This is a genomic window from Ochrobactrum sp. S1502_03 (assembly GCF_044435015.1).
Taxonomy (GTDB): Bacteria; Pseudomonadota; Alphaproteobacteria; order Rhizobiales; family Rhizobiaceae; genus Brucella; species Brucella chromiisoli.
The window spans coordinates 15,773-41,796 of sequence record NZ_JAYEXN010000008.1; the positions used below are offsets into that span (position 1 = coordinate 15,773).

Genomic DNA, 26,024 nt, shown 5'->3' on the forward strand with positions numbered 1-26,024 from the left:
ACCATTGAGCAGCGTCTCACACCAATTATCGAAGCTTTTCCTGTTGCGAGGGTTGAAACGAAACAAGCGGTGGGTAACATGGCGCCACTTCACCCTGCTTCGGCCAGAACGCTTTATGTGCCGAATTTTTTACCTGCCGGTCCAGAAAAACGAGTACAACGCCCCCGAAAGTCGCAATCAGAAATATTTTCGCCGCAATGGTACTTGATCGGCGAAATCTTTGGTGTTTGCTAAAAGCTGGAACCGGAAAAACAATCAACCGTCAAAACGGCCCGGTTAATGGAGAGAAAAATGAAGTCCACATCGACGCCTTCGCTGAAACGCGCCCTGAATATGCTGGCTATCACCACAGCAATTTTTGCGATTCCCGCAGCAGCCCAGGCTGCCGAGCCTGAGAGCTGCTCAACGGTGCGCTTCTCCGATGTTGGCTGGACCGACATCACTTCGACCACGGCTGTCGCCACTGAAATTCTCAAAGGCCTTGGCTACAAGACCGACATCAAGGTTCTTTCCGTGCCTGTGACCTATGCGTCGCTGAGCAAGAAGGACATCGATGTGTTCCTCGGCTATTGGAACCCGTCCATGAGCGCCGATCTCAAACCATATCTTGATGACAAAAGCGTCGAGACGCTGCGCACAAACCTGACGGGCGCAAAATATACGTTGGCTGTGCCAAAATATGCCTATGACGAAGGTCTCAAGGACTTCAAGGACATTGCCACTTTCAAGGATAAGCTCGGCGGCAAGATTTACGGCATCGAGCCGGGCAATGACGGCAACCGTCTCATCCTCGACATGATCACCAAAGATGCGTTTGGTCTGAAATCGTTTGAATTGGCGGAATCTTCTGAACAGGGAATGCTGGCGCAGGTCGCACGCAGCATTAAAAGCAAAGACCCGATTGTCTTTCTCGCATGGGAGCCGCATCCGATGAACAAGCGCTTTGAAATCGCTTATCTCACCGGCGGCGATGATTTTTTTGGGCCGAATCTCGGCGGCGCAACGGTCGAAACCAATATCCGCGCAGGCTATGCGCAGGAATGCCCCAATGTCGGCAAATTCCTGACCAATCTCGAATTCCAGCTTGAAATGGAAAACGAGATCATGGGCAAGATTCTGGATGATGGCGAAGAACCGGCGAAAGCTGCAACCGCATGGCTCAAGGCGAATCCTGCTGTCCTCGACAAATGGCTTGATGGCGTCACAACCGTTGACGGCAAGGAAGGTCTGCCAGCTGTGAAAGCGACACTCGGCCTGTAACGTTCACGCATAAAAAGGCCGCGGGACCCCGCGGCCTACTCTTTTGCACAAGATGAAAACCAGAAAGCACGCAGCAGGAGTCACAATCGTTGAACTGGCTGACGGATTATAAAATTCCGGTCGGACCCACCGCAAAGTCGGTAGTCGACTGGCTTACAGACAATATGGGCGGCTTTTTTGATACGCTGGCCGCTGTCATGCAGTGGCTTATTGATGGCTTGCTGTACCTGTTGCAACTGCCGCACCCGCTTGTTCTGATCCTCATTTTTGCAGCCATAGCCTGGTTTATACAGCGCCGCATATCCGTGGTGATCCTCACCATCATCGGCTTTCTGTTCATCATCAATCAGGGCTATTGGGACGCGACACTTAAAACGCTGACGCTGGTTCTATCAGCCTGTTTTCTTTGTATGGCAATCGGTGTGCCGCTTGGCATTGCAGCCGCACACCGCCCCACGCTTTATGCTGTTATGCGGCCCATTCTCGATCTCATGCAGACGCTGCCAACATTCGTCTATCTGATCCCGGCCATCGTCTTCTTCGGCATCGGCATGGTGCCGGGACTTCTGGCAACGGCGATCTTTGTTTTGCCCGCGCCAGTACGTCTTACACATTTGGGCATTTCGTCCACGCCCTCCGCTCTGATTGAAGCCGGTGAAGCCTTCGGCGCATCTCGCCGACAACTTCTCTGGAAGATCGAATTGCCCTACGCGATGCCGCAAATTCTGGCAGGCCTGACACAAACGATCATGCTGTCACTCTCCATGGTGGTGATTGCAGCGCTTGTGGGGGCTGATGGACTTGGCGTTCCAGTGGTTCGCGCTCTGAACTCGGTCAACACTTCGCTCGGTTTTGAGTCGGGCTTCGTTATCGTCGTGGTTGCCATTGTGCTCGACCGCATCTTCCGCGCCGGGCGCGAAAAATAGGAGAGCCGACTATGACGATCATTTCTGTAGAAGATGTCAGCATCATTTTTGGCAAAAATGTCGATAGCGCGCTGGAACTGGCTGATCGCGGGGCATCGCGCTCAGAAATTCAGGCTGAAACCGATCTCGTTCTGGGCGTGCATGATTGCTCGCTCAACATTCAGGAAGGCGAAATTCTTGTCCTGATGGGATTGTCGGGCTCTGGCAAATCGACGCTTCTGCGCGCCATCAATCGCCTTAATCCGATTTCACGAGGCCGCGTTTTGATCCGTGATGGCGAACGTACATTTGACGTGGGAAAAGCAGACCGCAAGACATTGCGGCATCTTCGAACCGAACTCGTTTCCATGGTTTTTCAGCAGTTTGGCCTGCTGCCATGGCGAAGCGTTGAAGAGAACGTGGCCTTTGGTCTCGAAATATCCGGCATGGGTAAGCAGGAACGGCTTGCACAAGCACGCCAGCAGCTTGAGCTGGTGGGTCTTCAGGATTGGGCCAGCCGCAAAGTAAGCGAGCTTTCCGGCGGCATGCAGCAGCGCGTGGGCCTGGCCCGCGCCTTTGCAACCGGCGCGCCGATCCTGCTGATGGACGAGCCTTTTTCAGCGCTCGATCCGCTGATCCGCACACGTTTGCAGGATGAGCTTCTGACCTTCCAGTCGCGGCTCAAGAAGACCATTGTTTTCGTCAGTCACGATCTCGATGAAGCGATGAAAATCGGCAACCGCATTGCCATCCTCGAAGGGGGGCGGATCGTCCAGTGCGGCACACCGCAGCAAATTCTCTTGCAGCCTGCCAATCAGTATGTAGCGGATTTTGTCGCCCATATGAACCCGCTTGGTGTCTTGCGCGCAGGCGATATCATGACACCTTTTGACCGGAACGCGGCACCCCGCCCCTTTGCCGCCACCACACGCCGTGAGACGCTTGTGCGCGAGTTGATGAGCGCTGTTGCAGACAGCAGCGGCGATGTGGGCATCGTCGAAAACGGCGCCATCATCGGCAAGGTCAATGCGGATGACATTGTGCGCGCGCTCGCGTGGCACCAACAGCGATAAACAAGACAAAAAACAAACAAAAACGCCGCCTCAAAGGGCGGCGTTTTTATTATCGATAGAAGGCTTTACGCCCTTGCTGATTCTCGTGCTGCCGCACGCGCTGCAACACGGGCGCGGATCGCATCCACATCGGCACGCGGTGTGGCTGCAAAAAGCTTCTTCGTGTAGTCATGCTGTGGATTGTTGAAGACGTCATCACGCGAGCCGTACTCAACAACCTCACCAAAATACATCACCATCACATCGTCAGCGATATAACGCACAACCGAGAGATCGTGGCTGATAAACACGTAAGTCAGGCCAAACTCTTCCTGCAAATCCGCAAGAATATTAAGCACCTGCGCCTGCACCGAAAGATCAAGTGCCGAAACCGGCTCATCAAGAATGAGCAGCTTCGGATTGAGCATCAAGGCACGTGCAATCGCGATACGCTGACGCTGGCCGCCCGAAAACATGTGCGGATAGCGATTGAAGTGCTCTTTGCCAAGACCAACCTTGAGCAGCATTTCCATTGCTTTTTCACGGCGTTCCGCTGCTGACATCTTGGTATTGAGCAGCAAAGGCTCCGCCAGCACATCACCGATCTTCTGGCGTGGGTTGAGCGAGCCGTAAGGGTTCTGGAACACGATCTGCACCTTCTGGCGCATTTCGGCGGTCAGACCATCACGGGCAATATTGACATCCTGTCCACCAATCAGCAATTCGCCGGATGTCTGCGGGTCAATCATCGTCAGAATGCGCGCAAGCGTTGACTTGCCACAACCCGATTCGCCAACGATTGCCAGCGTTTTACCCTTCTCAACCTTGAAGCTCACACCTTTAACGGCATGGACGACTTTCGGCTTGCCAAAGAGACCGCCACCAACATGGTAATCGCGCTTGATGTCGCGCGCTTCGAGAACAATCTCGCTCATCACGCTTCTCCTGCCGCACTGTTCTGATACACAAAGTCGGAAACCGTCGGCAGACGATCACCGGTCGCATTTTCCGGCAGCGCCGAAAGCAGCGCGCGTGTGTAAGGGTGCTTAGGCTCCGTAAACAGCGACAAGACGTCAGAATCCTCCATCTTGTGGCCCTTATACTGAACGATCACACGGTCAGCCGTTTCCGCAACAACGCCCATGTCATGCGTGATCATGATGAGGCCCATGCCATGCTCGACCTGGAGACGCATCAACAGATCAAGAATTTGTTTCTGGATCGTCACATCAAGCGCAGTTGTCGGCTCATCCGCAATCAGCAGCTTTGGATTGCACGCAATCGCAATCGCGATCATCACACGCTGGCACTGGCCACCCGACATCTGGTGCGGAAAGCTCGACAGGCGTTCGCCCGCATCACGAATGCCGACCAGTTCAAGAAGTTCAATCGCGCGTGCGCGACTGGCCGAACCTCTCAACCCCATATGCTGCTTCAGCACTTCCTCAAGCTGATAGCCGACCGTGAAACACGGATTAAGGCTCGCAACCGGTTCCTGAAAGATCATCGAAATATCACGTCCGATGATCTGACGGCGCTCCTTGTCAGACATTGCCTGCAAGTCTTTGCCGTCAAACATCATCCTGTCGGCGGTCACCGTGGCAGTTTTGGGCAGCAGACCCATGACTGCAAGCATACCAACCGACTTACCCGAACCCGACTCACCCACGATAGCAAGGACTTCGCCCTTATCCACCGAGATGTCGATGCCATCGACTGCTTTGAAAGGCCCGGTGGATGTTTCAAACGAAACCGTGAGATTCTTGATATCAAGCAAAGCCATCGATCAGCTCCTCTTCAGTTTCGGATCAAGCGCATCGCGCAGACCATCGCCGATCAGATTGATCGCGAGAACGGTGATCAGGATCGCAAGACCGGGGAAAGTCACAATCCACCAGGCACTCAGAATGAACTCACGCGCTTCCGCGAGCATCGTGCCCCATTCCGGTGTCGGCGGCTGCGCACCCATGCCAAGGAATCCAAGCGCTGCAACGTCCAAAATAGCGTTAGAGAACGACATGGTTGCCTGAACCACAAGAGGCGCAAGACAGTTTGGAAGAATCGTCTTGAACATCAGACGCAACTTGCTTGCGCCCGCGAGCTTAGACGCAGTCACATACTCGCGCTCCTTTTCAGCCATCACCGCCGCACGGGTCAGACGCGAAAAATGCGGAAGCAGCACAAGCGTGATTGCGAGAATTGCGTTGATCAGACCCGGTCCGAGAATGGCCACCAGCACCAGTGCCAGCAACAGCGATGGAAAGGCCAGAATAACATCCATAATGCGCATGAAGATCGTATCAACGCCACCACCGAAATAACCGGAGATGAGGCCGATGGTGATCCCAAGGCACATCGAAATGATGACGATCACGAAGCCTACGAGCAGCGAATATTGTGCGCCATAAATCAGGCGGGACAGGATATCGCGACCCACCGCATCTGTGCCCAGAAGAAACTGCGTCGTCCCGCCCTGCTCCCAGAACGGCGGGACCTTAACAAAATCCCGAAACTGTTCGACCGGATTATGCGGTGCAATTAAAGGCGCGAAAATCGCAACCAGAATAATCGCAAGAAATACGAAAAGACCAAGAACAGCGCCGCGGTTGACGCTGAAATAGAACCAGAAATCTTTCAACGCGCGGATTTTTCCGACGTCGTTTGCGGCTTCCGGCTGAATTGCTGAGTGTGTCATGATACCCTCACTTATGCCGGATACGCGGATTGATAAGACCGTAAAGCAGATCAACGATCAGGTTTACGATCATGATCATGAACGCAATGATGAGCAAACCGCTTTGAACGACCGGATAGTCACGACGGAAAATGGAATCGAGCATCCATTTGCCAATACCGGGCCATGAGAAAATGGTTTCCGTCAGGATCGCCCCTGCCATCAGCACGCCAACCTGCAGGCCAATCGTCGTGATCACCGGGATCATCGCATTGCGCAGCGCGTGAAGGCCGATCACGCGACGAAGCGGCAGACCCTTTGCACGTGCGGTGCGCACATAATCTTCACCGAGCACTTCCAGCATCGCCGAACGGGTCTGGCGCGCAATGACCGCAAGTGGAATGGTTGCAAGCACAATGGTCGGCAAAATGAGGTGTGAAGCTGCGGAAGCAAACGCGCCTTTCTGGCCAGACAACAGGCTGTCAATCAGCATAAAGCCGGTCACAGGCGGGAAGTAGTAAAGCAACGAGATACGACCCGAAACCGGCGTCCATTGCAAAACACCTGAAAACAGGATGATCAGCAGCAAGGCCCACCAGAAAATCGGCATCGAATAGCCAACAAGCGAAATGCCCATCAGGCCCTGATCGAACCAGGAACCGCGCTTTACAGCAGCAAAAACACCTGCGGGAATCCCCAATGCAACGGCAACGATAATGGCGCAGACTGCAAGTTCAACCGTCGCGGGGAACAGGGAGAAAAACTCATCCAGCACTGGCTTTTTCGTTACAAGCGACTGCCCGAAATCACCATGCAGGAGGTTCCACACATAGTGAAGATATTGCTCCCAAATGGGCTTATCAAACCCGAGCTGGGACAATAGCTGCGCATGGCGCTCAGGACTGACGCCGCGCTCGCCCGCCATCAGAAGGACAGGATCCCCCGGCAACACGCGAACGAAAGCGAAAGCGACAATCGTGATGCCGATAAATGTCGGTATCAGATAAAGAAGTTTGTTTAATACAAAACGAAACATACAAAAACTCCGACCGGGTGCGGAGGAAACCTCCACACCCGGCCGCTGGTGTTGTTAAATATTACTCTGCGATATCAACTTCGTCGAAGCGATAATCGCCAAGCGGGCTCTGCTTGAAGCCGGTAACCTTGGCCGACATCGGCACGAAAACCGTCGAATGCGCAATGGTGTTCCATGGAGCCTGCTCCTTGAAAATCACCTGAGCTTCTTCATAAAGCTTCACACGTTCGTCGTGGTTCGTCGAAACCTTTGCCTTCTGGATCAGGTCTTCAAATGGCTGATAGCACCACTGAGCACGGTTGTTCGAGCCAACGCCAGCGCAGCCGAGAAGCGTGCCGAGGAAGTTGTCCGGATCGCCATTATCGCCGGTCCAGCCAAGGATAACAGCGCCGTCGCGGTCCTTTTCGCCCGACTTCTTGAGGTATTCACCCCATTCCATCGAAACGATTTCCGCATCCACGCCAACCTTGGCGAGATCGGACTGCATGAGTTCAGCTGTACGGCGCGCATTTGGCATGTAAGGACGGCTGACAGGCATCGCCCACAGCTTCATCTTCAGATTCTTGACGCCAGCCGCTTCAAGAGCCTTCTTAGCAGCTTCCGGATCGTATTTGTCGTCTTCGATCTTGTCGTTATAACCCCACATTGTCGGTGGGATCGGGTTCTTGGCAACTTGGCCCTGACCTTCATAAACGCCATCGATGATCGCCTGCTTGTTGACAGCCTGATTGAGCGCCTTGCGCACTTCTGGCTTATCAAATGGAGCGACCATCGTGTTGTAGGCGAAGTAAGCAACGTTCAGGCCGGCCTGTTCGTCAACCTTGAGGTTCTTATCAGCCTGAAGACCCTTGATGTCAGCAGGTGCGGGATAAGACATCAGGTGGCATTCGCCAGCCTTGAGCTTCTGCGCGCGAACGGCAGGATCAGTGGTGATTGCAAAGACGAGATCGTCGATCTTTGGCTTTCCACCCCAATAGTCAGGGTTAGCCTTGAAGCGAACAACTGCGTCTTTCTGGTAAGCAACAAACTGGAAGGGACCAGTGCCAACCGGAACCTGATTGAGATCCGACTGCTTGCCATCCGCTGTAAGCTTGTCCGTGTATTCCTTCGAGATAATCGAAGCGAAAGGCATCGCAATATTGGCAAGGAATGCGGCTTCAGGGCGATTCAGCACGAACTTGACCGTGTTGTCGTCGATCTTCTGAATTTCCTTGATCAGCGACCCCATTTCCATGGAATCAAAATATTCGTAGGTGATCCCCGCTGTATATTCGTGCCAAGGATTTTCCTTGTTGCCCATGCGGTCAAAGGACAGGATCACGTCATCGGCGTTGAAATCACGGCTTGGCGTGAAATTGTCACTCGAATGGAACTTGACACCCTTGCGCAAATGAAAGGTGTATTCCTTACCATCTTCAGAAACGTCCCAGCTTTCAGCAAGGCCCGGTACAACTTCCGTCGTGCCGTTCTTGAATTCTGCAAGACGGTTATAGACAGGATGCGCGGACGCATCAAACGTATCACCGCCTGTGTAAGCTGCCGGATCGAAGCCCTCAGGCGATGCAGGCGAGCAATAGACAAAGGTCTTTGCCGATGCCGCGCCGCTCATGAGAGCGACAACTGCCGTTGCCGCCAGGAGTGTTTTATAAAATTTCATTTGGTGCCCGCCTCCACGGAAATATTATTGCGCGCACCCTAAGCACGCAACCTGCTCTTATCGAAACGCTTGCCATGTCACAATGCAAGCGGAATTTTTAAAATAATGTCGCATTCTCAACTGTTTTTGGCCGATCGAATTAGATTTTCATTTCTCAATCTTATTATTTTATAGAAAATTGCGCTAAGCACGGATTATTTATAATATTATTTGCTTTGTTACGATGCCTGTCCCCAGGGGCGAAACACATCTCCAGCATTGCCTTCTAACGAATATGAAAGAGGTACGGTTTTCTCATTTTTGACATGCAGTCTCGGTGCAGCAGCCGTGAGACTGTTTTCATTTCGATGCAATCACGCAAATTAAGCATAATCTTATCAATCCTCGTTTCGCTCCGGCAGGACTTATGCTGTAATCAAAACATATTCGAACGAGGACCCGTTGCAATGCCAGAGATCAATCCCATTCGCCCCACGACGCCCGAAGCAATTCAGCTTGCGCAGACTATGTTACGGGTATCACGCTATGGCGCACTGGCCGTTCTCGACGCAAAAACCGGCAAGCCAATCGCAACGCGTGTTGCTGTTGCAACGGATACGGATGGAACGCCGATCATTCTTGTCTCAGGCCTTGCGGCACACACGCCCAGCCTCATTGCGCATCCTTCCTGTTCGTTGCTTTTAGGCGAAGTGGGCAAAGGTGATCCGCTGGCGCACGCGCGCGTAACACTTCACTGCGAAGCTGAAAAAGTGGACCGCAATTCGCCGGAATATCCCCAAATTCGGCGGCGCTATCTCAATCACAATCCAAAGGGCAAGCTTTACGTCGATTTAGGCGACTTCATTTTCTTCCGGCTAAACGTGGAAACCGCTAGTTTGAACGGGGGTTTTGGCAGAGCTTTTGATCTAACGCATGACGATTTAATCAGCGACCAGTCCGCCTCTAAAGCGATAGCATCAGGCGAGCAACAAGCGCTCGAGATACTCAACCAGCAGTACGCTCCAGCGATTAAAGCCTATATAGCTGGTATTAAAGACAGCTTGGCAAATTGGAAAATAACAGGCTTAGATCCTGATGGCTTTAATCTCGCCAATGGTGATCAAATTGTCCGCGAGCATTTTTCATCCCCCTGCGATTCCATCGAAAAGTGCAGCGACGCGCTTGCCAAGCGGCTGAAAGATTGCGCCTGAAACAAAAAGCCAAAAGTTTTGGGACATATATACAAACCTTTTATGTCTACGAATATAAGCAAGGGCTTTTCAATTTATCAATATAGTATTAGTTTTGAATTGTCGGCCACACTAAAAAGTGGCGGGCATTTTTTTAACCGATGCAGTCTTACGGGGGTATGACCGCGAATGACTACAGATAATAATTTTATTGATTTAATAGATAATGCAGATCAAGTTGCCGATTTCTTATCAGCACTTGCAAACAACAAGCGACTGCTCATTTTATGCAAGCTTTTGCACAATGAAATGTCAGTCGGCGCCTTGGCCAAGGCTATTGATCTTAGCCAATCCGCACTTTCGCAACACCTTGCCAAGCTACGAGCCCTTAATCTCGTATCGACGCGACGCGATGCTCAAACGATCTATTACATCGTTTCATCGCCGCATATCGAACTGATGTTGTCTACGCTTTCAAGTCTGTATATGAGTCCAACACCGCGTCGACGTGAAATGGCGGCGGTCGTTCACCAGTAGCACATCCTATGAGGCATAAGTCGTGCGATGAAGGAACCCCAAACCGGATCGCACGACTTTGTCGTAGAAATTTCTGATCCCGGCGATCAGCGCCTGTCTCCCTACAAAAACATACGTGAAAAAGATCTGATCGGTCGCCATCAGCGTTTTATTGCTGAGGGCAAAGTCGTCCTGAATGTTCTCTTTTCAGAATCGGCCCGTTTTGAAACGGAATCGCTGCTTGTTCTGGAAAATCGTCTGAACGGCCTTCGCGAACAGCTTGATCATCTGCCAGCCGGTGTCGACGTCTATTCTGTTCCGCAGTCAGTCATGGACGAAGTGGCCGGCTTTCACGTCCATCGCGGAATTTTGGGCGTCGGACGCCGCAAACCGCAATCAGAACTTGGCGAAATAATCAGCCAGTTGCCAGAAACATCGCTGGTCGTTGTCTTATGCGGCATATCCAATCACGACAATCTCGGCTCGATCTTTCGCAATGCCGCAGCTTTCGAAGCTGACAGTGTTCTGATGGATGAAACCTGTTGCGATCCGCTTTACCGAAAAGCGATCCGTGTTTCTGTCGGAGCGACGCTGAAAGTCCCCTATTTTCACGGCGCATCCATTGAAACGATTGTCGCAGCGTTGCAAGCAGCGCAATTCGATATCCTGGCGCTCAGTCCATCCGCTGAAATGAATATCTATCAGGCACCGCAGCATAAACGTCAGGCGCTGCTGCTTGGCACGGAAGGTGACGGACTTCCAGCGCATCTACTCGAACGACTGACCGGTGCGCGCATTCCTATGTCCAAAAGCTTTGACAGCCTTAACGTCGCCACGGCCTCCGGGATTGCCCTCTCCCGCTTCAGTAAGTTTACCTGACCGCAAAAAAGCCTCCGGCAAATGCCGGAGGCTTTCATATTCAATCAAGAACAACAGCACTCAGGCCGCTGAAACATTGCCGGCATTGGCAGCCAGACGGCGCAGCATTTCTTCCGCCCGTGGTTCACGTTCGGAGCGACCAATAAAGCCACCGCCAAATACCCGCGCCGTATTGCTGTCGTCCGAATAAAGGACACAGGCCTGACCGGGTGCGATACCGCTTTCGCCATCCACCAGCTCGACCCAGGTCTTGCCATCTCTATGATGCAGCACAGCAGGACGCGGTGGACGCGTTGAACGAACCTTGGCAAACACTTCGACGCCGCCTTCGGGGAGTGCGTCAAGCGCATCATCGCCAAGCCAGTTCACATCGCGCAAAAACACCTTGTGCGTTTCAAGTGCCTCGCGCGGGCCAACAATCACCCGCGTATTGGCAGCATCAAGATGCACGACATAAAGCGGCTCACCTGTTGCAACGCCGATTCCACGACGCTGACCAACGGTATAATGCACAATCCCTTCATGGCGACCCAGCACACGCCCATCAATATGAACAATATCGCCCGGCGTCGCAGCTTCCGGCTTCAGCTTGGAAATAATGTCGGAATATTTGCCCTGTGGAACAAAGCAAATGTCCTGACTGTCCTGCTTTTTGGCAACCGTCAGGCCCATTTCTTCAGCAATTTCGCGGACCTGCGCCTTCGGCAAATGCCCAAGTGGGAAGCGCAGATAATCAATCTGCTCCTGCGTGGTCGCAAACAGGAAATAGCTCTGATCGCGGTCCGTATCGACCGGGCGGAACATCGCACGGTGATCGCCATTGATACGGCTACGGATATAATGCCCGGTCGCCAGTGCATCTGCCCCCAGTTCGCGTGCCGTCTGCAACAGATCGGCGAATTTGACAGTCTGATTGCAGGAAACGCAAGGAATCGGTGTCTCACCGCTCACATAGGAATTCGCAAATGGATCGATCACGGCTTCACGGAAACGCGCTTCATAATCCAGCACATAATGTGGAATGCCGAGGCTTTCTGAAACGCGACGGGCATCTTCGATATCCTGCCCCGCACAGCACGAACCAGCGCGATGCACAGCCGCGCCATGATCGTAAAGCTGCAGCGTTACACCAACAACATCATAGCCTTCACGTTTGAGGATACCGGCCACAACAGAGGAATCGACGCCACCCGACATGGCAACGACAACGCGCGTGTCTTCCGGCTTTCCCGGCAGATCGAGGCTGTTCAGGCTCATGATTAAATCCAGCTTCCGGGCAAAGGCCCTGCTTCTCACAGTTCAGATTTGCGCCTTATATAGGTCACATAGGGGGTACTTGCCAAGATGTCGCAGTAAAAACAAGGCGCATTTTGCAGCCATGCGGTCACAATTTCGCGTGAATCCTTCAGGCAAAGGGCGGGAAAAGGCGCCTTTTTAAAACTTTCTCTCTAAATAAGGCTTTTTTTTGCAAGTGTTACCAGAGAGTTACCAGCAGTTTAGGTAATTCTTAAAGCTGTGCGGTTAGTCTCAATCTCGATTAGGTCCTTGAGTGTTGTGTAGAGAGTACAATGACCGATCTGGCAAGACCGCGTATAAAATATGTTATTGGTCCCGATGGCAGCCCGCTGACCATCGCTGACCTCCCCCCCGCCAATACAAGGCGCTGGGTCATTCGCCGAAAGGCTGAAGTTGTCGCCGCTGTTCGCGGTGGGCTTCTCAGTCTTGAGGAAGCATGCCAGCGTTATACATTGACGGTGGAGGAATTTCTGGGTTGGCAATCCTCGATCGATGAGCATGGTCTCGCCGGTCTCAGGACGACACGAATCCAGCAATACAGACACTAAGAGTCTGCCCGATTCTTCGGAAAAGGCAGAAACGCAAATTAAGCCCCGGCTGGGTCAACTGGCCGGGGTTTTTCGTTGGTCAATTCTGATTATAGGAATAGGAATGACAGCGCTTAAGGCATTTCCAGCAAAAGTGCGAAGCCGTTTTGCGTGGGATCATGCTTAAAACAAGAAGATAGAGCGAGCATATTGGGGGCGACTAAGCGCGATAGGCTCTAGCGTAACTCGCGAATCCGCGATGCAAGGCTCTTGGGTCGTGCTTTATCACTCTTTTCAGAGCTGTCTTCTTTGATAAGCGCAGGGATAGGTGAGTCCTCACCTTCCTTTTCGGCAGTTGCCGCAACCATCCGTGCGGCCAAAGCCGCCATTTCTTCCCGAAGAATCGCGTTTTCTTTGACCATGTCTACCGACATAACAGGCTGTGCGCCGGGTGTGGGACCACTGCGCATATGGCGTTCAAGCCGCTCCTGCGCATCCGAAAACTCTGAAATCAGCTTGTCCAGCTTCTGTTGCAACTCCGCATTACGGCGCTTTTCAGTTTTCAGTTCTGTTTGTGCTGCGGTCAATTGCGTCGAAACCTCATTATAGCGCGCAGATGCATCTTTCCGTTCCCGACGCATTTCGCTCATTTCATTCATCAGACGACTTTGATCAGCCTCTTTGGCTCCCAGTTCGATGCGAAGCGTATCGGACAGATTTTCGAGAGACGAAAGATGATTTTGCAGACGTTGAACTTCAGCCTCAATAATTTCTGACTTTTCCGCAGAATTATCGCGTTCTACGATCATGTCCTGTATGTTCTTATCCCGCTCAGCCAGCGTTTCTCTCAGCTTGGCGAGATCCTCTTCGAGCGCGGCATACCGTTTAAGTTCGTCATATTGCCTGCCAATCGTCATGCGCTGTTCGGATGACTTTTCCCGCTCAAGACGCAACTTCTGCTCAAGCTTGCTGTAGGCAACCGCATGCTCCGCGCGCAATCCGTCACGCTCGGCTCTGATTTCTGCAAGCGTCATCGGAAGCTCAGCATGGATTTGGCGCCGTGCAAGAAAAAATGCACGACGCCAGACCGACGGACCAAGCAGAACCACGACGAAAACCGCCACAAGAACGCCAAGAATGAAAATGAGCGCAGATTGGATCACGGCTTTTTCACATTTAAGCGCATCCCGAAAAGATGGAAACGGTTTTCGGACAAGATGCGCGTTTAAACAGGAGTTGAAAGGCGCCGATCTCATTTTTCAGATCGGCGCCTCTTAGAAAATCAGAACGGATTCCAGGTCGGCGCGGATGTGAGTTTAAGATAACCGATATTCACACCAAGCCTTGCGCCAACGCCCGTGCGGATCGGAACCAGCATGATATTCTCACGCTTGAGCACGTTAAAGCCCACACCGGCAATAATATAGGCAGAACCGGCAACACCAGCATAGCGACCATAGAGACTCTGGATGTCGTCAAGATTATAAACGAGCATCATGACGCGCGATCCCTGTCCGCCAAAATCCCAGCCGAGCGATGGCCCCTGCCAGAACGTGCGGTGATCACCGGCATTCTTTGTATAGAGCGTACCCTCACCATAGGTAAGGCCGCCAATGAAAGCACCTGACCCCTCTTCGCCCAGAATATAACCGTTGGGCAAGCCAAAGCTTTGAAATGCCTTTTCGACAGCACTGGCGATTCCGCCGGATGTGGACCCAAAAAAGCGGTGCCCGGATTGTACAATTTCCTCGGCCGTATATGAATTACTGCTCTGTGCCTGCGCATTGTGCGGCACGGCGATGATGGAGATCAGAAAAGCCGCAATAAACGCTAAACTATACGCCGCGTTGCGGAGCCTGATCTGCGACAGGGACGGTATGGCCATTTATCATTCCTTTTGCCTACCAGCTTCTCTGTCTGACGCCCTGTTAAAAGCATGGCTACGCTTCTTACGAGCGCTTTGCCGAATCGTGCGTATTCTAACCGCGAATTTATTGTCTAAATCTTTATGCCCTGAAATAGACTTTAGAATGGCAGCAAATAACAGCTTTCTTGCGGCAATCGGGTGTCACGTGTATCCAGATTCCAAGGTTTCCGACGTTGATTCGTCGGGATTTATGCTCATCAACTGATTGCCGCCTGACATTCGACCAAAGGTCGATCAGCAGAGACGGTTCGCGCCTGGAGAAAAAACCATGCCATTGCCTGTTACCCTGTCCGCACTCGATCTTGGTGCGCTTCTGTGCAGCCGTATCTGTCATGACATCATCTCGCCGGTTGGCGCCATCAACAATGGCCTTGAACTGCTCGAAGAAGGCGGTGCTGATGAAGATGCGATGGCGCTCATCAAATCAAGCGCCCGCAATGCTTCAGCCCGCCTCCAGTTTGCCCGCATCGCCTTTGGCGCTGCCGGTTCCGCAGGCGTACAAATCGATACGGGCGATGCACAGCACGTTGCCATGCAATATTTTGCAAATGAAAAGCCAGAACTGACCTGGGAAGGCGCACGCGTTTTACTGCCGAAAAACAAGGTCAAGCTTCTGCTCAATCTGCTTTTGATCGGTAATGCGGCTATTCCGCGTGGCGGCTCGCTGGCCGTTCGACTTGAGAATGGCGACACCAATCCCCGTTTTGTCATCACAGCCAAAGGCCGGATGCTGCGTGTGCCGCCAAAATTCCTCGAACTGCATTCGGGTGCAGAACCGGAAGAGCCAATCGATGCGCATTCGGTGCAGCCATATTACACGCTTCTGCTCGCGGAAGATGCCGGCATGACAATCTCCATCCATGCAACGGCCGAAGACATCGTCTTCGTCGCAGAATAAGCGGCTTTGATGACGCAAAAAGCGCAGGGTAAAACCTGCGCTTTTTTGTACCGGATGAAAGAAAAGGCTCCACTTTCGCGGAGCCTTTTTCATTTCAAGCATATGTTGAATGCTTATGCGCTTTCACGCAACTCGCTGCCATCCGGCTCGCGCAGCACATAGCCACGGCCCCAAACGGTTTCAATGTAGCTCTGGCTGCCAGAAACAGCATCAAGCTTTTTGCGCAGCTTGCAGATAAAGACGTCGATGATCTTCAGCTCAGGCTCGTCCATACCGCCATAAAGGTGGTTAAGGAACATTTCCTTGGTGAGCGTGGTGCCCTTGCGCAAGGAGAGAAGCTCAAGCATCTGATATTCTTTGCCGGTCAGGTGAACGCGCTGACCACCAACTTCGACGGTCTTTGCGTCGAGGTTAACAATCAGGTCGCCCGTGGTGATGACCGACTGGGCATGGCCCTTGGAACGACGAACAATCGCGTGAATACGGGCGATCAGCTCGTCCTTGTGGAACGGCTTCGTCATATAGTCGTCTGCGCCGAAGCCCAGACCACGAACCTTGTCCTCAATACCGGCCATGCCGGAAAGGATAAGGATTGGCGTCTTGACCTTTGAAAGGCGCAAGGTACGCAGAACTTCATAACCGGACATATCCGGCAAGTTCAGGTCCAGCAAGATGATGTCATAATCATAAAGCTTGCCGAGATCGATGCCTTCTTCACCCAGATCGGTGGTGTAAACATTGAAGCTCTCGGACTTAAGCATCAGTTCAATGCTTTGTGCGATAGCACTGTCGTCTTCAATCAAAAGGACGCGCATATCTTATCCCCTTTCCGCCGCTGACCAGTTTTCCCTCACGGCAGCTGACGGAACTGTCGTTGCCTTAGCATGAAGGTGCCTGCAAATGGTTAACAAAATATGATTCCTGTTGGCAAGCCTAATTCTCATCGTATTAGAAAAAAACCATATCCAACTGAATCATAAGCAATTCTTCTGTTCGTTCGATACTCAAGAATCACATTAAGAAAATCCCTTAAGTGATTCAAATGACTCTCGCTTTCACCTGTTACTCAAAAACCACACCGTATTTACCGAGCCTTAATTCCTAACGCGTATGATTAACGTTGCCGGTAAAGGAATAGTTACCAAAAGGGCGAAATCTTAACTTTTTGTTTCGCTTAAAGAGACTGTTCTTATGATTGGCAGCAGAGCTTACGCCCTGAAAAGCAAGGCTTTGCAATGGTTTAGATGGCATATTACGGGAAAACGGCTCCCTCATATGCCTGTTAATAAAGTCGGGGGGAACGCCCCAACATTAAGAGAGCTGGTTGGTGTTCAAGGAGTATTGCGTATGAAGCCACGTGAAAGCCTCGTCAGGCTGAAATTGTTCCAGGTGAAGGAAAAGCGCCGTCAACTGGGCCAACTTGATCTGATGATGGGTGAGTTCGAGCGGATGGCAGGAGAACTCGATGCCCAGATTCTATCAGAAGAGAAGAAGGCAGGCATCACTGACATCAATCATTTTGCTTATCCGACCTTCGCAAAGGCAGCGCGTCAGCGCCGCGACAACCTGTTTGGTTCTATTCGAGACCTGATGCAGCAGAAAGAAGCTGCGGAAGCTGAACTGGTGGTTGCAGAAGCGGACCTCGCCAAAGCCGAAGCGCTGGAAGAGCGCGATGGCATCAAGGCCCCACGGGACGTTATGGAGCGCCCGATCAACCAGCGTCGCGCGATGATCGGCTAATCCTGAAGAAAATAAATTTAAAAAGGCACGGCTTCTGAGGGGAAGCCGTGCCTTTCGTATTTGCGGCATCACAACATCAGCAGATAATCCTCAAAGCGCTGTCCTTTCTGGTGCCGAAAGACCTGCCCTGTGGTTTCAACACTGATAATCCGGTCGAGACGGAAATTTCGGAAATCATTGCGGCTTTCACACCATGCCGTCAGCAGCCAGACCGCATCAAACATCGTCAAGCCAACCGGCTTGATCGTTCGTTCACTCACCTTTTCGCGCAAGTCCAGGTAATGGAGTGTCACAACCACACGATCACGAACCGCACGCCGCAAAAATGAAAGATACAGGTTCGCCTTGCTGTTTTCCTCGGTCATTTTCGAAACAGCCCTCAACGGCAGGTTCCTGTAACGATCCCCTGCCCCGGCCTGCATGGTTGAACTTATTTTTCCCGAAACACGCTGCGCTGCAACACCAAGATCGCCATCACCTCTGGCCATAACAAGCCTCACACCGAGCATAATGGCTTCCAGCTCATCTGCATCAAAATGCAGCGGCGGCAGAAAATAGCCTTTCTCCAGCTGATAGCCCAAACCGGACTCACCCCTGACCGGTGCCCCCATGGCCTGCAACGTCGCCATATCGCGATAAATCGTCCGGGGAGAAACCTCCATCATCTGCGCAAGTGCCTCCGCAGAAACGGGGCCAGATGCACAGCGAAGCCGATCAAGCAAAGAAAAAAGCCGCAATGTTTTCATGCGCCAAGCTTATAGCACACCCCTGACAAAAACTGTCAGGGACTCCGTGTATCTGCATCATATCAAACACAGGAGTTTTTCGTGAACACGCCATACTTCGAAATTGTCACATACAAGATCAACGATATAGCCAGCGCCGACAAGGAGCGCGAAAAGGCACGTGAACATATCAGCGCCCTTCCCGGTTTCATCTCTTGGGTGCCATTTAGTGGCGCAACCGATGCGCAGGATCGTGTCGACCTCGTTTCCTGGTCCACGCTGGATAATGCGCTTGCGGCAGCAAAGCGCGTTGGCACAGCCCCCGAATTTGCCGCTTTCAGAGAAACGCTAAAAGAAATGGTATCGATAGGCCATTACGAAGCGCAGACACAGCCTCAGCAGCCGGTAACATCAGGCAACGGCATCGAACTCGGGCGCTTCCGATTGAAAGCTGGCGCGGATGAACAAGCCATGCGCGCTGCCTATACCGCGATGGTGAGCAACCACCTCTCGCAGCAGCCGGGCTGGCTAGCACATCATCTGGTGAAGCTCGCAGATGGCACATTTGCCGATCTGGCCTTCGCCAATAATCAGAACACCGCCACCGAGATTTGCGCAAGCTGGCAAGGCAATGCCGACTGCGATGCATTTCTGTCGCTGATCGAACCTGTCAGCATGGAATTCGGCACCATCCTCTAACAAGACAGGCCGCGAGAATTTATTCTTGCGGCCTGCACCATCTTGGAAAAATCCCGTTTGCATTCGCCCCCGCCCTGGTTGTAGGGAAGAAGCGCCATGCAGAAACCCGTCCCTCCCGGGCAAGAAAAGGCCCGCAATACGTTCACGTTCAGCAATACGCCAAAGCCAGCCCAATGGGGTTTGCTGCTGCTCGCGTCTGCCATTTTCATCTATATCGGTGAACGATTAGGACTACCGGCTGCCTTTCTTCTCGGCGCGATGCTGGGCGCGATTGCACTTGCTTCGCGCGAAAGTGCGATCAAGGTTCACAAGCATTTCTCGCTGCTGTCGCAGGCTATTGTCGGCCTGTTGATCGCGCGTGCCATGACCGCTGAATTCTTCAGCAACATGGGACAACACCTGCCGATCATTCTGTTTTCGACAGGCTTCACACTGCTCGCCAGCACCACAATCGGCTATCTTCTGGCTCGCTTTCGCGTTTTGCCCGGAACAACCGCCGTCTGGGGTGTTTCACCGGGGGCTGCAACTGCAATCGTGCTCATGGCCGAATCCTTCGGATCAGACGCACGGCTCATCGCCTTCATGCAATATTTGCGCGTGGTGCTGGTGGCAACAACCGCTTCGCTTGTGGTGATGTTTACCGCCGATGTCCAAACAGTTGCTCCAGCGGCCGTAGACTGGTTTCCAGCGATCAACTGGCATACGCTCGGCCCAACGCTCGCTTTGATCGTCTGCGGGGCTTATCTCGGCAAAATATCACGCATTCCAACCGGCGCAATGCTCGTACCATTAGCGCTTGGCGCATTGTTACAGGATATTGGCCTGATGACCATCGACCTGCCGCCATGGTTGCTGGCAGGGAGCTATATTTTTATTGGCTGGCGCATAGGCCTTGGCTTTACCCGCCAAATCATCGCACACGCAGCACGCGCTTTTCCGGCAGCCCTCGCCTCAACACTCATTCTGATCGCAGTCTGCGGATTGTTTGGCATGGTCCTCGGCCATGCACTCGGCCTTGATCCCCTCACAGCCTATCTCGCCACCAGCCCCGGCGGGGCCGATACAGTGGCCATTATTGCAGCGTCAAGCCATGTCGATCTGCCTTTCATCATCGCCATGCAAACCAGCCGCTTTTTCATCGTACTGCTTGCGGGCCCGGCAATCGCCCGCTTCGTTGCATCGCGCATTGCTAAACGTCAAAAATAAAAAAACCCGGCTTTCGCCGGGCTTTCTCTGATCACAGATGAAACAGGCTTATTTGCCGTGGAAACCACGGATCGCGCCGATGATCTTGTCCTGATCTTCTTCCGAAAGATAAGGATGCATCGGCAGGCTCAAAATGCGCGTAGGCAGCGCCTCCGAAACCGGTAGACCGCCCGGTGCAACCGGATAATGCTTGTAAGCCGTCTGCAGATGCAGCGGCCTCACATAATAGATGACCGACGGAATGCCCGCTGCCTGAAGATGCGCCTTCAGACCATCGCGGTTTTCACTTTCAATCGAATATTGTGCCCAGGCCGAACGATTGCCGGCAGGCAAAGCCGGAACCTTGACCACATCCTTGAGCCGTTCATTGTAGCGCTTGGCAATGCGATCACGCGCTTCCATTTCATCTTCAAGGATCGTCATCTTTTCCAGAAGAATAGCGGCCTGAATCGTATCGAGACGCGAATTGATGCCAATGCGAACATTGTCATACTGTGTTTCGCCCTTGCCGTGGAACAGCACAGAGCGCAGCGTATCGGCCAGTTCAGCATCATTGGTGAACATTGCACCGCCATCGCCATAGCAGCCAAGCGGCTTGGCAGGATAGAAGCTCGTCGCACCGACATGGCCGAAAGCACCACACATGACATTGTCGCGCTTGCCGCCAATCGACTGCGCCGCATCTTCAATCACGAAGAGGCCTTCGCGCTCAGCAATGACAGTAATGCGGTTGTAATCAGCCGCAAGACCAAACAGATCAACGGGAATGATTGCCTTGGGCTCAAGGCGACCTTCTTTACGAACGGCTTCAATCGCAGCTTCAAGCTGCTCGACATTCATATTGTAGCTGTCGGCATCGACATCAACGAAAACCGGCTCTGCGCCAACAAGGGCGACAACTTCAGCCGTTGCAGCAAACGTGAACGACGGAACAAAAACCGCATGACCCGGACCGATGCCGCGCGCCATCAAAGGCATCTGAAGCGCATCGGTACCATTGGCGCAGGCGATCACATGTTCCACGCCCAAATATTCACCGAGCTTCTTTTCAAACTCCGCCACTTCAGGGCCGAGAATGTAACGGCCTTCTGCAACAACCTTGGAAACGGCGGCATTAAGACGGTCTTCGATACGCGCGCGTTGCGCCCCAAGATCAATGAACTGCATGTTGGCTCCAATTTATCTGGTTTACTGAGAATGCTCAGCGAATCCACGACAATTCTCTTAGTCCTTCACGCCCCGCCCTGCCATGGGTGGAGCGTTCAAAGTTTTGCTACGTCCGTAACACCGCTTGACAGAAATTTTTTGTCAAAAGCGCGTTATCAGGAATGATTGACCGATCCTTCGGTCAGAATACGCAAGACGCTGATTGCTTCCTGCCCATCGGTGCGCGGATTTTCGCGCGTTTCGATGCAATGCAGAAAATGCTGCAATTCGCGTGTCAGCGGCATGCCTTCTTCGACCGGGATATAGACCGGATCGACCGATTTGAAAGTCCACTGATCGTTCTCGCGCCATACTTCATGCTTGTAGAATGCAAGCTTGCGATCCCAGGGTTCGGCATCGTCAAAGACCAGCATACCCTTGGTTCCCGTAACACTCAGGCGACGCTCGCGATAGGCGTTCATTCGGGAAGCGAAAAGATGCCCGCGAATCCCGCTCGGGAATTCGAGATGCACATGCGCAAAATCGCTGATCTTATCGATGATCGCCGTGCCTTCACCGCGAACAGCCGACGGCTCTTCACCGGTGATGGCGAGGATCATCGAAAGGTCGTGCGGCGCGAGATCCCACAGCGCATCGAACTTGTCGTGGAACTTGCCAAAGCCAACGCGGTGCGAATGTACGTAGCGAACATCGCCGATCTCGCCGCTCTTCACCATGTCGAGCAGCTTTTCAAACGCCGGATGGAAGCGCAGAATATGCCCAACCATGAACACGCGACCATTTTCGCGTGCAGCGGCAACTTCGGCTTCCGCATCAGCAACTTCCAGAGCGATCGGCTTTTCAACCAGAACGTCTTTGCCGTTCGTCACTGCTTTAATCGCATACTGCGCATGAAACTGCGCAGGCAGCGCCAAAACGATGCCATCAATATCGGGACGCGTGAAGAGTTCATCGACCGGAATGTTGGGAACACCGAACTCGGAAGCGAATCGTTCCGCATTCTGTGGATTGGCGTCAGAAACACCCTGAAGGACCCCAAGGCTCTTCAAGGTACGAATATGGTTGCCGCCCCAATAGCCACAACCCAAAACCGCAATACGAGGTGCCATAAACTTAAGCCTTTGCTTTCCGGTAGTTACTTATCTACGCAAAACGTGGAAAACAAGACGAAACCTATGCGAAGAATGCTTGACAGGGTTTCATTCCCCACATATACCGCCGCCATTCCTTGCATGAACACAGTTCAGGAAACGCTGGAGACGGCGCAGAAAACTGTTTTACTGCAATGTGTGGCGGAGTAGCTCAGTAGGTTAGAGCAGAGGAATCATAATCCTTGTGTCGGCGGTTCGAATCCGTCCTCCGCTACCAACCATTTTCTGCGGATATTGTCGCCTCGGGCAAACTTTCATCTCAACAAATCAGTCAAACTACGATAACCATCAGCCAAAAGCGTGAGTTGGTGGTATGATTTATCTGAACTTTATTTTCCTCGCTCTTCATTTGATTTCAGTTGTAACTGGCGTGGCCGCTGGCATCCTCTGGATGCGGTCAGCAGGTGTTGACGTTCCCGCTATTAAACCATCGAGAAAGCTGCGAAAGCCCGATGGGACAGTATCTGAAGAATGGGTCAATGAGGTCGCAACGAATCTCGATTCGCATCATAAAGGCTGGGTGAAAGCAACGCAGTATAACAAAGCGGCAGCGACCGCCGCCGCTGTTGCCGCCCTTGCGCAGGCCGCTGTTTATGTTCTCAACATCGTACAGAATCTCATGTCACTATAAATAGCCCCTCGAATCTGCGAAGCTTCAATTCACAGCCAAAGCAACTTAGCGGAGCCGAAATGAAATCACTGATCCTATTCATCACATGGATTTTCGGCCTTGCATGTGGCTTGTCCCTCGCAAGCTGGATGATGGCAAATGAACGCATCGGCGATGCAATCGTGATGCTGTATACATCCAGCATTTTCGCGGTGGTTGCCTTCATCGCCCTCGTCTATCTGGTTCTTCGCCACGAGTGGAAGAATAAGAACCAGCGTTAGGCGCATGACTCAGAATTAGCTTCAGGCAGCCAGCAGCATATGACTTCTCTCATCAATCAGCCTCATCCATCCATCGACAAGGCGTCCATCAAGCAACTGGTGGATACATTTTATGGACGTGCTCGCGAGGACGACGTCATTGGCCCGATCTTCAAGCAAGAAGTCGATGACTGGGACCATCATCTCGAACAAATAGCTGAATTCTGGTCGTCGGTGATTCTAAAAACCGGCAGATACAGCGGACGCCCCATGCCGCCGCATCTGCGGCTTGGCTTGAAAGGCGATCATTTCGACCGCTGGCTGCAACTGTTCGAACAAACGGCGCACGAGATTTTCCCACCCGAAGGCGCCGTGATTTTCATCGATCGCGCACGGCGTATCGCCGATAGTTTCGAAATGGCGATAGCAACCCATAGCGGGAAATTCTCTGCCCCGCGTCACGCGCGTAAACCATTATAAAAACGCCCGCCTCTCATTGAGTGGCAGGCGTTTCATTTTTATGCGGCAGGCTTGGCCTTCTCCACTTGAAGCTGCTGCTTGTGTCGAAGCAACATGCCGTAAAGATCGCGAGGCTCATCAGGATCAGCCAGAAGATCGAGCTGCTCATAGAAACCCGTATCCTTCAGCTTGTCACGAACGTAGCGCAGTGCTGAAAAATCTTCCGTTGCAAAACCGACCGAGTCAAACAACGTGATCTGACGCGCATCCTTGCGGCCTTCGGTCTTGCCGGTGATCACTTCCCACAATTCATTGACGGGGTAATCTTCGGGAAGCTGCTGGATTTCACCTTCGATGCGGGTCTGCGGCGGATATTCGACAAAGATGTCCGAACGGCGCAGAATATCGCCATGCAGTTCAGTCTTGCCGGGGCAGTCGCCACCAACTGCGTTGATGTGCACACCCGCGCCAACCATGTTGTCGGTCAGGATCGTGGCATTAAGCTTATCGGCAGTGACCGTCGTGATGATATCCGCACCCTCGACCACTTCTTCAACATCTTTGCAGATCACAATCTCAAAGCCTGCGCCTTCGAGATTGCGTGCGCATTTCTCCGAAGCCGTGCGATCAATATCGTAAAGACGCAGCTTGTCGATGCCGAGAATTGCCTTGAACGCCAGCGCCTGAAATTCGCTCTGCGCGCCATTGCCGATGATTGCCATCGTGCGTGCATTCTTTGGCGCAAGATGTTTGGCCGCAACGGCCGAGGTTGCAGCCGTGCGCAGTGCTGTGAGAATGGTCATTTCGGTCAGAAGCATCGGATAACCGCTGCCAACATCTGAGAGAACGCCGAAGGCCGTGACCGTCTGCAAACCATCACGCGTATTCTTCGGATGACCGTTCACATATTTAAAGCCGTAAAGCGTTCCATCGCTTGTTGGCATCAGTTCGATCACGCCTTCATCGGAATGCGAAGCCACGCGTGGCGTCTTGTCAAAACTTTCCCAGCGGCGGAAATCTTCTTCCACATAATCGGCGAGTTCCTTGAGGAAGGTTTCAACACCGACGGAAAGCACCAGCTTCATCATGTGATCAACACTGACAAAAGGCACGATATTGAGGTTCGATTGGGTCATTCTTACTCCTTAACATTCAGCGGCGAACCGTTTGATCTCGCCAGCAAGGAATGCGTTTTCTGAAATCAGTAATTGATGGTTGGGCGATCCATGACGCTGCGGCCCAACAGGCTCGCCATCAGATCAACCATCACGGTTGCGGTGCGCCCGCGTTCATCGAGAAACGGGTTCAGCTCCACGAGATCGAGACTTGTCACCAACGCGCTGTCATGCAGCATTTCCATGATGAGATGCGCTTCACGGAAGGTCGCACCGCCCGGAACCGTGGTGCCGACGGCTGGCGCAATCGATGGCTCAAGGAAATCGACATCAAGGCTCACATGCAGAAGGCCATTTTCGTCTTTCACGCGTTCAAGGAAACGGCGCAGCAGCGCTGCCACACCATGCTCATCGATAAGGCGCATGTCATAAACGGCAACTTCGGTCTGTCTGATCGCAGCGCGCTCTGCCGGATCGACGCTGCGAATACCCATCATGCAGACATTGGCCGGATCAATCGGGGCCGCCAATGCCGGGAAGTAGCCTTCAAAACCCTTCTGCCCCGTGTAATAGGCGACCGGCGTGCCATGCAGATTGCCGCTGTCCGTTGTTTCCAGCGTGTGGAAATCCGTATGGGCATCAAGCCACAGCACAAATTGCTTGCGCCCCTTTTCTGCTGCGCGGCGCGCGATGCCGGGAACAGTGCCTGCTGCAAGCAGATGATCGCCGCCGAGAAAAATCGGGAAACCTTCTTCGCTCTCGCGGTAGGCTGCTTCGCTGATGGCTTCAATCCAGGCAACAGCCTGCGGCAAGGCCTTGATCGCAGGATTGGGGTGCGTCAGCGGGCGCAGCGCTGCCGGGGCCAGATTGCCGAGATCGGTAAACGCGTGGCCCAACTCGCGAATTGCATCGGCAATGCCAGCGGCGCGATAACCGTCCGGGCCCATATTGCAGCCCAAACGACCTGTGCCTTCCTGAACCGGCAATCCCAAAATCTTGCAATGCATAAAGTGCTACTCCTGAAAAAAATATCGTCTTAGATTGAGCATTTACGCTTGGCGAAGTGAAGCAACCGGATTGGCAATTTTAATGGTTT

The 26,024-nt window shown here is 52.8% G+C and carries 28 protein-coding genes and 1 tRNA gene; 15 read left to right on the forward strand and 14 right to left on the reverse strand.

Going from position 1 to position 26,024, the window contains the following annotated elements:
• Positions 1-291 precede the first annotated feature (291 nt).
• The 3 genes from VBH83_RS08030 to choV all read left to right on the forward strand — a co-directional run bounded on the left by VBH83_RS08030 (position 292) and on the right by choV (position 3,238).
• Positions 292-1,260: a choline ABC transporter substrate-binding protein gene (locus VBH83_RS08030; protein WP_396997097.1), complete on the forward strand. Its 969-nt coding sequence runs from the start codon at positions 292-294 to the stop codon at positions 1,258-1,260.
• Between the two features lie 89 nt (positions 1,261-1,349).
• Positions 1,350-2,186, forward strand: a complete 837-nt coding sequence (gene choW / locus VBH83_RS08035; protein ID WP_265985614.1) for a choline ABC transporter permease subunit — start codon at positions 1,350-1,352, stop codon at positions 2,184-2,186.
• 11 nt (positions 2,187-2,197) lie between these two features.
• A complete protein-coding gene (gene choV / locus VBH83_RS08040; protein WP_265985615.1) occupies positions 2,198-3,238 on the forward strand; it encodes a choline ABC transporter ATP-binding protein in 1,041 nt (346 codons plus the stop codon).
• A 65-nt stretch (positions 3,239-3,303) separates the two neighbouring features.
• Here choV and VBH83_RS08045 read toward each other — a convergent pair whose 3' ends face one another.
• From VBH83_RS08045 to VBH83_RS08065, 5 genes are all read right to left on the reverse strand, one after another.
• Positions 3,304-4,152 carry a dipeptide ABC transporter ATP-binding protein gene (locus VBH83_RS08045; protein ID WP_265985616.1) on the reverse strand — a complete coding sequence of 283 codons (849 nt, stop codon included), beginning with the start codon at positions 4,150-4,152 and terminating at the stop codon, positions 3,304-3,306.
• Positions 4,152-5,000: an ABC transporter ATP-binding protein gene (locus VBH83_RS08050; RefSeq protein ID WP_265985617.1), complete on the reverse strand. Its 849-nt coding sequence runs from the start codon at positions 4,998-5,000 to the stop codon at positions 4,152-4,154. The genes VBH83_RS08045 and VBH83_RS08050 overlap by 1 nt, the downstream gene beginning before the upstream one ends.
• 3 nt (positions 5,001-5,003) lie before the next feature.
• Positions 5,004-5,912 carry an ABC transporter permease subunit gene (locus tag VBH83_RS08055; protein ID WP_265985618.1) on the reverse strand — a complete coding sequence of 303 codons (909 nt, stop codon included), beginning with the start codon at positions 5,910-5,912 and terminating at the stop codon, positions 5,004-5,006.
• 7 nt (positions 5,913-5,919) lie between these two features.
• Entirely contained in the window at positions 5,920-6,927 is a 1,008-nt protein-coding gene (locus VBH83_RS08060) for an ABC transporter permease subunit (RefSeq protein WP_265985619.1), read from the reverse strand.
• A gap of 61 nt (positions 6,928-6,988) precedes the next feature.
• A complete protein-coding gene (locus VBH83_RS08065; RefSeq protein ID WP_265985620.1) occupies positions 6,989-8,584 on the reverse strand; it encodes an ABC transporter substrate-binding protein in 1,596 nt (531 codons plus the stop codon).
• 446 nt (positions 8,585-9,030) lie between these two features.
• Here VBH83_RS08065 and VBH83_RS08070 point away from each other — a divergent pair, with 446 nt between their 5' ends.
• The 3 genes from VBH83_RS08070 to VBH83_RS08080 all read left to right on the forward strand — a co-directional run bounded on the left by VBH83_RS08070 (position 9,031) and on the right by VBH83_RS08080 (position 11,148).
• Complete coding sequence (locus tag VBH83_RS08070; protein WP_265985621.1) at positions 9,031-9,774, forward strand: HugZ family protein; 744 nt, start codon at positions 9,031-9,033, stop codon at positions 9,772-9,774.
• Positions 9,775-9,942: 168 nt separating this feature from the next.
• Positions 9,943-10,290: an ArsR/SmtB family transcription factor gene (locus VBH83_RS08075; protein WP_396997102.1), complete on the forward strand. Its 348-nt coding sequence runs from the start codon at positions 9,943-9,945 to the stop codon at positions 10,288-10,290.
• Positions 10,291-10,317: 27 nt separating this feature from the next.
• Positions 10,318-11,148, forward strand: coding sequence for an RNA methyltransferase (locus VBH83_RS08080; RefSeq protein ID WP_265985623.1), 831 nt, complete (start codon positions 10,318-10,320; stop codon positions 11,146-11,148).
• A gap of 60 nt (positions 11,149-11,208) precedes the next feature.
• Here the strand turns inward: VBH83_RS08080 and mnmA are convergent, their stop codons facing one another.
• On the reverse strand, positions 11,209-12,405 hold the full coding sequence (mnmA, locus tag VBH83_RS08085; RefSeq protein ID WP_265985624.1) for a tRNA 2-thiouridine(34) synthase MnmA: 1,197 nt from the start codon (positions 12,403-12,405) through the stop codon (positions 11,209-11,211).
• 311 nt (positions 12,406-12,716) lie between these two features.
• Between mnmA and VBH83_RS08090 the strand changes: the two genes are divergently transcribed.
• Positions 12,717-12,992: a DUF1153 domain-containing protein gene (locus VBH83_RS08090; RefSeq protein ID WP_109707414.1), complete on the forward strand. Its 276-nt coding sequence runs from the start codon at positions 12,717-12,719 to the stop codon at positions 12,990-12,992.
• A gap of 215 nt (positions 12,993-13,207) precedes the next feature.
• Here the strand turns inward: VBH83_RS08090 and VBH83_RS08095 are convergent, their stop codons facing one another.
• Positions 13,208-14,110, reverse strand: coding sequence for a hypothetical protein (locus tag VBH83_RS08095; protein ID WP_265985706.1), 903 nt, complete (start codon positions 14,108-14,110; stop codon positions 13,208-13,210).
• Between the two features lie 143 nt (positions 14,111-14,253).
• Entirely contained in the window at positions 14,254-14,856 is a 603-nt protein-coding gene (locus VBH83_RS08100) for a DUF1134 domain-containing protein (RefSeq protein ID WP_265985625.1), read from the reverse strand.
• A gap of 310 nt (positions 14,857-15,166) precedes the next feature.
• Here VBH83_RS08100 and chpT point away from each other — a divergent pair, with 310 nt between their 5' ends.
• Positions 15,167-15,796, forward strand: a complete 630-nt coding sequence (gene chpT / locus VBH83_RS08105) for a histidine phosphotransferase ChpT (RefSeq protein ID WP_265985626.1) — start codon at positions 15,167-15,169, stop codon at positions 15,794-15,796.
• Between the two features lie 113 nt (positions 15,797-15,909).
• On the opposite strand, the gene ctrA is transcribed toward chpT, so the two are convergent.
• Positions 15,910-16,611 carry a response regulator transcription factor CtrA gene (gene ctrA, locus VBH83_RS08110; protein ID WP_024899367.1) on the reverse strand — a complete coding sequence of 234 codons (702 nt, stop codon included), beginning with the start codon at positions 16,609-16,611 and terminating at the stop codon, positions 15,910-15,912.
• Positions 16,612-17,143: 532 nt separating this feature from the next.
• On the opposite strand from ctrA, the gene VBH83_RS08115 reads away from it, so the two are divergent.
• Entirely contained in the window at positions 17,144-17,536 is a 393-nt protein-coding gene (locus VBH83_RS08115) for a flagellar export protein FliJ (protein WP_265985627.1), read from the forward strand.
• Between the two features lie 68 nt (positions 17,537-17,604).
• Here the strand turns inward: VBH83_RS08115 and VBH83_RS08120 are convergent, their stop codons facing one another.
• The gene (locus VBH83_RS08120; protein ID WP_396997108.1) at positions 17,605-18,282 is read right to left on the reverse strand and encodes a helix-turn-helix transcriptional regulator; all 678 of its coding nucleotides are present in this window, start codon (positions 18,280-18,282) and stop codon (positions 17,605-17,607) included.
• A gap of 81 nt (positions 18,283-18,363) precedes the next feature.
• Here VBH83_RS08120 and VBH83_RS08125 point away from each other — a divergent pair, with 81 nt between their 5' ends.
• The gene (locus tag VBH83_RS08125; RefSeq protein WP_265985629.1) at positions 18,364-18,960 is read left to right on the forward strand and encodes a hypothetical protein; all 597 of its coding nucleotides are present in this window, start codon (positions 18,364-18,366) and stop codon (positions 18,958-18,960) included.
• 96 nt (positions 18,961-19,056) lie between these two features.
• Positions 19,057-20,166, forward strand: coding sequence for an AbrB family transcriptional regulator (locus VBH83_RS08130; RefSeq protein ID WP_265985630.1), 1,110 nt, complete (start codon positions 19,057-19,059; stop codon positions 20,164-20,166).
• Positions 20,167-20,214: 48 nt separating this feature from the next.
• On the opposite strand, the gene VBH83_RS08135 is transcribed toward VBH83_RS08130, so the two are convergent.
• Both VBH83_RS08135 and VBH83_RS08140 read right to left on the reverse strand, forming a co-directional pair.
• Positions 20,215-21,333: a DegT/DnrJ/EryC1/StrS aminotransferase family protein gene (locus VBH83_RS08135; RefSeq protein WP_265985631.1), complete on the reverse strand. Its 1,119-nt coding sequence runs from the start codon at positions 21,331-21,333 to the stop codon at positions 20,215-20,217.
• A gap of 155 nt (positions 21,334-21,488) precedes the next feature.
• On the reverse strand, positions 21,489-22,442 hold the full coding sequence (locus VBH83_RS08140; protein ID WP_265985632.1) for a Gfo/Idh/MocA family protein: 954 nt from the start codon (positions 22,440-22,442) through the stop codon (positions 21,489-21,491).
• Between the two features lie 182 nt (positions 22,443-22,624).
• Between VBH83_RS08140 and VBH83_RS08145 the strand changes: the two genes are divergently transcribed.
• From VBH83_RS08145 to VBH83_RS08160, 4 genes are all read left to right on the forward strand, one after another.
• A tRNA-Met gene (locus VBH83_RS08145) sits at positions 22,625-22,701 on the forward strand.
• A 96-nt stretch (positions 22,702-22,797) separates the two neighbouring features.
• Positions 22,798-23,115, forward strand: coding sequence for a hypothetical protein (locus VBH83_RS08150; protein ID WP_265985633.1), 318 nt, complete (start codon positions 22,798-22,800; stop codon positions 23,113-23,115).
• Between the two features lie 59 nt (positions 23,116-23,174).
• On the forward strand, positions 23,175-23,375 hold the full coding sequence (locus tag VBH83_RS08155; protein ID WP_265985634.1) for a hypothetical protein: 201 nt from the start codon (positions 23,175-23,177) through the stop codon (positions 23,373-23,375).
• Positions 23,376-23,414: 39 nt separating this feature from the next.
• Positions 23,415-23,834, forward strand: coding sequence for a group III truncated hemoglobin (locus VBH83_RS08160; protein ID WP_265985635.1), 420 nt, complete (start codon positions 23,415-23,417; stop codon positions 23,832-23,834).
• Positions 23,835-23,872: 38 nt separating this feature from the next.
• Here VBH83_RS08160 and VBH83_RS08165 read toward each other — a convergent pair whose 3' ends face one another.
• On the reverse strand, positions 23,873-24,949 hold the full coding sequence (locus VBH83_RS08165; RefSeq protein WP_265985636.1) for an ornithine cyclodeaminase: 1,077 nt from the start codon (positions 24,947-24,949) through the stop codon (positions 23,873-23,875).
• A 65-nt stretch (positions 24,950-25,014) separates the two neighbouring features.
• Positions 25,015-25,935, reverse strand: a complete 921-nt coding sequence (rocF, locus tag VBH83_RS08170; RefSeq protein ID WP_265985637.1) for an arginase — start codon at positions 25,933-25,935, stop codon at positions 25,015-25,017.
• Positions 25,936-26,024: the final 89 nt, after the last annotated feature.

What these genes read in the sequence shown, in the direction of transcription:
- VBH83_RS08030 (WP_396997097.1), top strand. Translation starts at nt 292, where the DNA reads ATGAAGTCCACATCGACGCCTTCGCTGAAACGCGCCCTGAATATGCTG.
- choV (WP_265985615.1), top strand. Translation starts at nt 2,198, where the DNA reads ATGACGATCATTTCTGTAGAAGATGTCAGCATCATTTTTGGCAAAAAT.
- VBH83_RS08045 (WP_265985616.1), bottom strand. Translation starts at nt 4,152, where the DNA reads ATGAGCGAGATTGTTCTCGAAGCGCGCGACATCAAGCGCGATTACCAT.
- VBH83_RS08050 (WP_265985617.1), bottom strand. Translation starts at nt 5,000, where the DNA reads ATGGCTTTGCTTGATATCAAGAATCTCACGGTTTCGTTTGAAACATCC.
- VBH83_RS08055 (WP_265985618.1), bottom strand. Translation starts at nt 5,912, where the DNA reads ATGACACACTCAGCAATTCAGCCGGAAGCCGCAAACGACGTCGGAAAA.
- VBH83_RS08060 (WP_265985619.1), bottom strand. Translation starts at nt 6,927, where the DNA reads ATGTTTCGTTTTGTATTAAACAAACTTCTTTATCTGATACCGACATTT.
- VBH83_RS08065 (WP_265985620.1), bottom strand. Translation starts at nt 8,584, where the DNA reads ATGAAATTTTATAAAACACTCCTGGCGGCAACGGCAGTTGTCGCTCTC.
- VBH83_RS08070 (WP_265985621.1), top strand. Translation starts at nt 9,031, where the DNA reads ATGCCAGAGATCAATCCCATTCGCCCCACGACGCCCGAAGCAATTCAG.
- VBH83_RS08075 (WP_396997102.1), top strand. Translation starts at nt 9,943, where the DNA reads ATGACTACAGATAATAATTTTATTGATTTAATAGATAATGCAGATCAA.
- VBH83_RS08080 (WP_265985623.1), top strand. Translation starts at nt 10,318, where the DNA reads ATGAAGGAACCCCAAACCGGATCGCACGACTTTGTCGTAGAAATTTCT.
- mnmA (WP_265985624.1), bottom strand. Translation starts at nt 12,405, where the DNA reads ATGAGCCTGAACAGCCTCGATCTGCCGGGAAAGCCGGAAGACACGCGC.
- VBH83_RS08090 (WP_109707414.1), top strand. Translation starts at nt 12,717, where the DNA reads ATGACCGATCTGGCAAGACCGCGTATAAAATATGTTATTGGTCCCGAT.
- VBH83_RS08100 (WP_265985625.1), bottom strand. Translation starts at nt 14,856, where the DNA reads ATGGCCATACCGTCCCTGTCGCAGATCAGGCTCCGCAACGCGGCGTAT.
- chpT (WP_265985626.1), top strand. Translation starts at nt 15,167, where the DNA reads ATGCCATTGCCTGTTACCCTGTCCGCACTCGATCTTGGTGCGCTTCTG.
- ctrA (WP_024899367.1), bottom strand. Translation starts at nt 16,611, where the DNA reads ATGCGCGTCCTTTTGATTGAAGACGACAGTGCTATCGCACAAAGCATT.
- VBH83_RS08115 (WP_265985627.1), top strand. Translation starts at nt 17,144, where the DNA reads ATGAAGCCACGTGAAAGCCTCGTCAGGCTGAAATTGTTCCAGGTGAAG.
- VBH83_RS08120 (WP_396997108.1), bottom strand. Translation starts at nt 18,282, where the DNA reads ATGAAAACATTGCGGCTTTTTTCTTTGCTTGATCGGCTTCGCTGTGCA.
- VBH83_RS08130 (WP_265985630.1), top strand. Translation starts at nt 19,057, where the DNA reads ATGCAGAAACCCGTCCCTCCCGGGCAAGAAAAGGCCCGCAATACGTTC.
- VBH83_RS08135 (WP_265985631.1), bottom strand. Translation starts at nt 21,333, where the DNA reads ATGCAGTTCATTGATCTTGGGGCGCAACGCGCGCGTATCGAAGACCGT.
- VBH83_RS08140 (WP_265985632.1), bottom strand. Translation starts at nt 22,442, where the DNA reads ATGGCACCTCGTATTGCGGTTTTGGGTTGTGGCTATTGGGGCGGCAAC.
- VBH83_RS08150 (WP_265985633.1), top strand. Translation starts at nt 22,798, where the DNA reads ATGATTTATCTGAACTTTATTTTCCTCGCTCTTCATTTGATTTCAGTT.
- VBH83_RS08155 (WP_265985634.1), top strand. Translation starts at nt 23,175, where the DNA reads ATGAAATCACTGATCCTATTCATCACATGGATTTTCGGCCTTGCATGT.
- VBH83_RS08160 (WP_265985635.1), top strand. Translation starts at nt 23,415, where the DNA reads ATGACTTCTCTCATCAATCAGCCTCATCCATCCATCGACAAGGCGTCC.
- VBH83_RS08165 (WP_265985636.1), bottom strand. Translation starts at nt 24,949, where the DNA reads ATGACCCAATCGAACCTCAATATCGTGCCTTTTGTCAGTGTTGATCAC.
- rocF (WP_265985637.1), bottom strand. Translation starts at nt 25,935, where the DNA reads ATGCATTGCAAGATTTTGGGATTGCCGGTTCAGGAAGGCACAGGTCGT.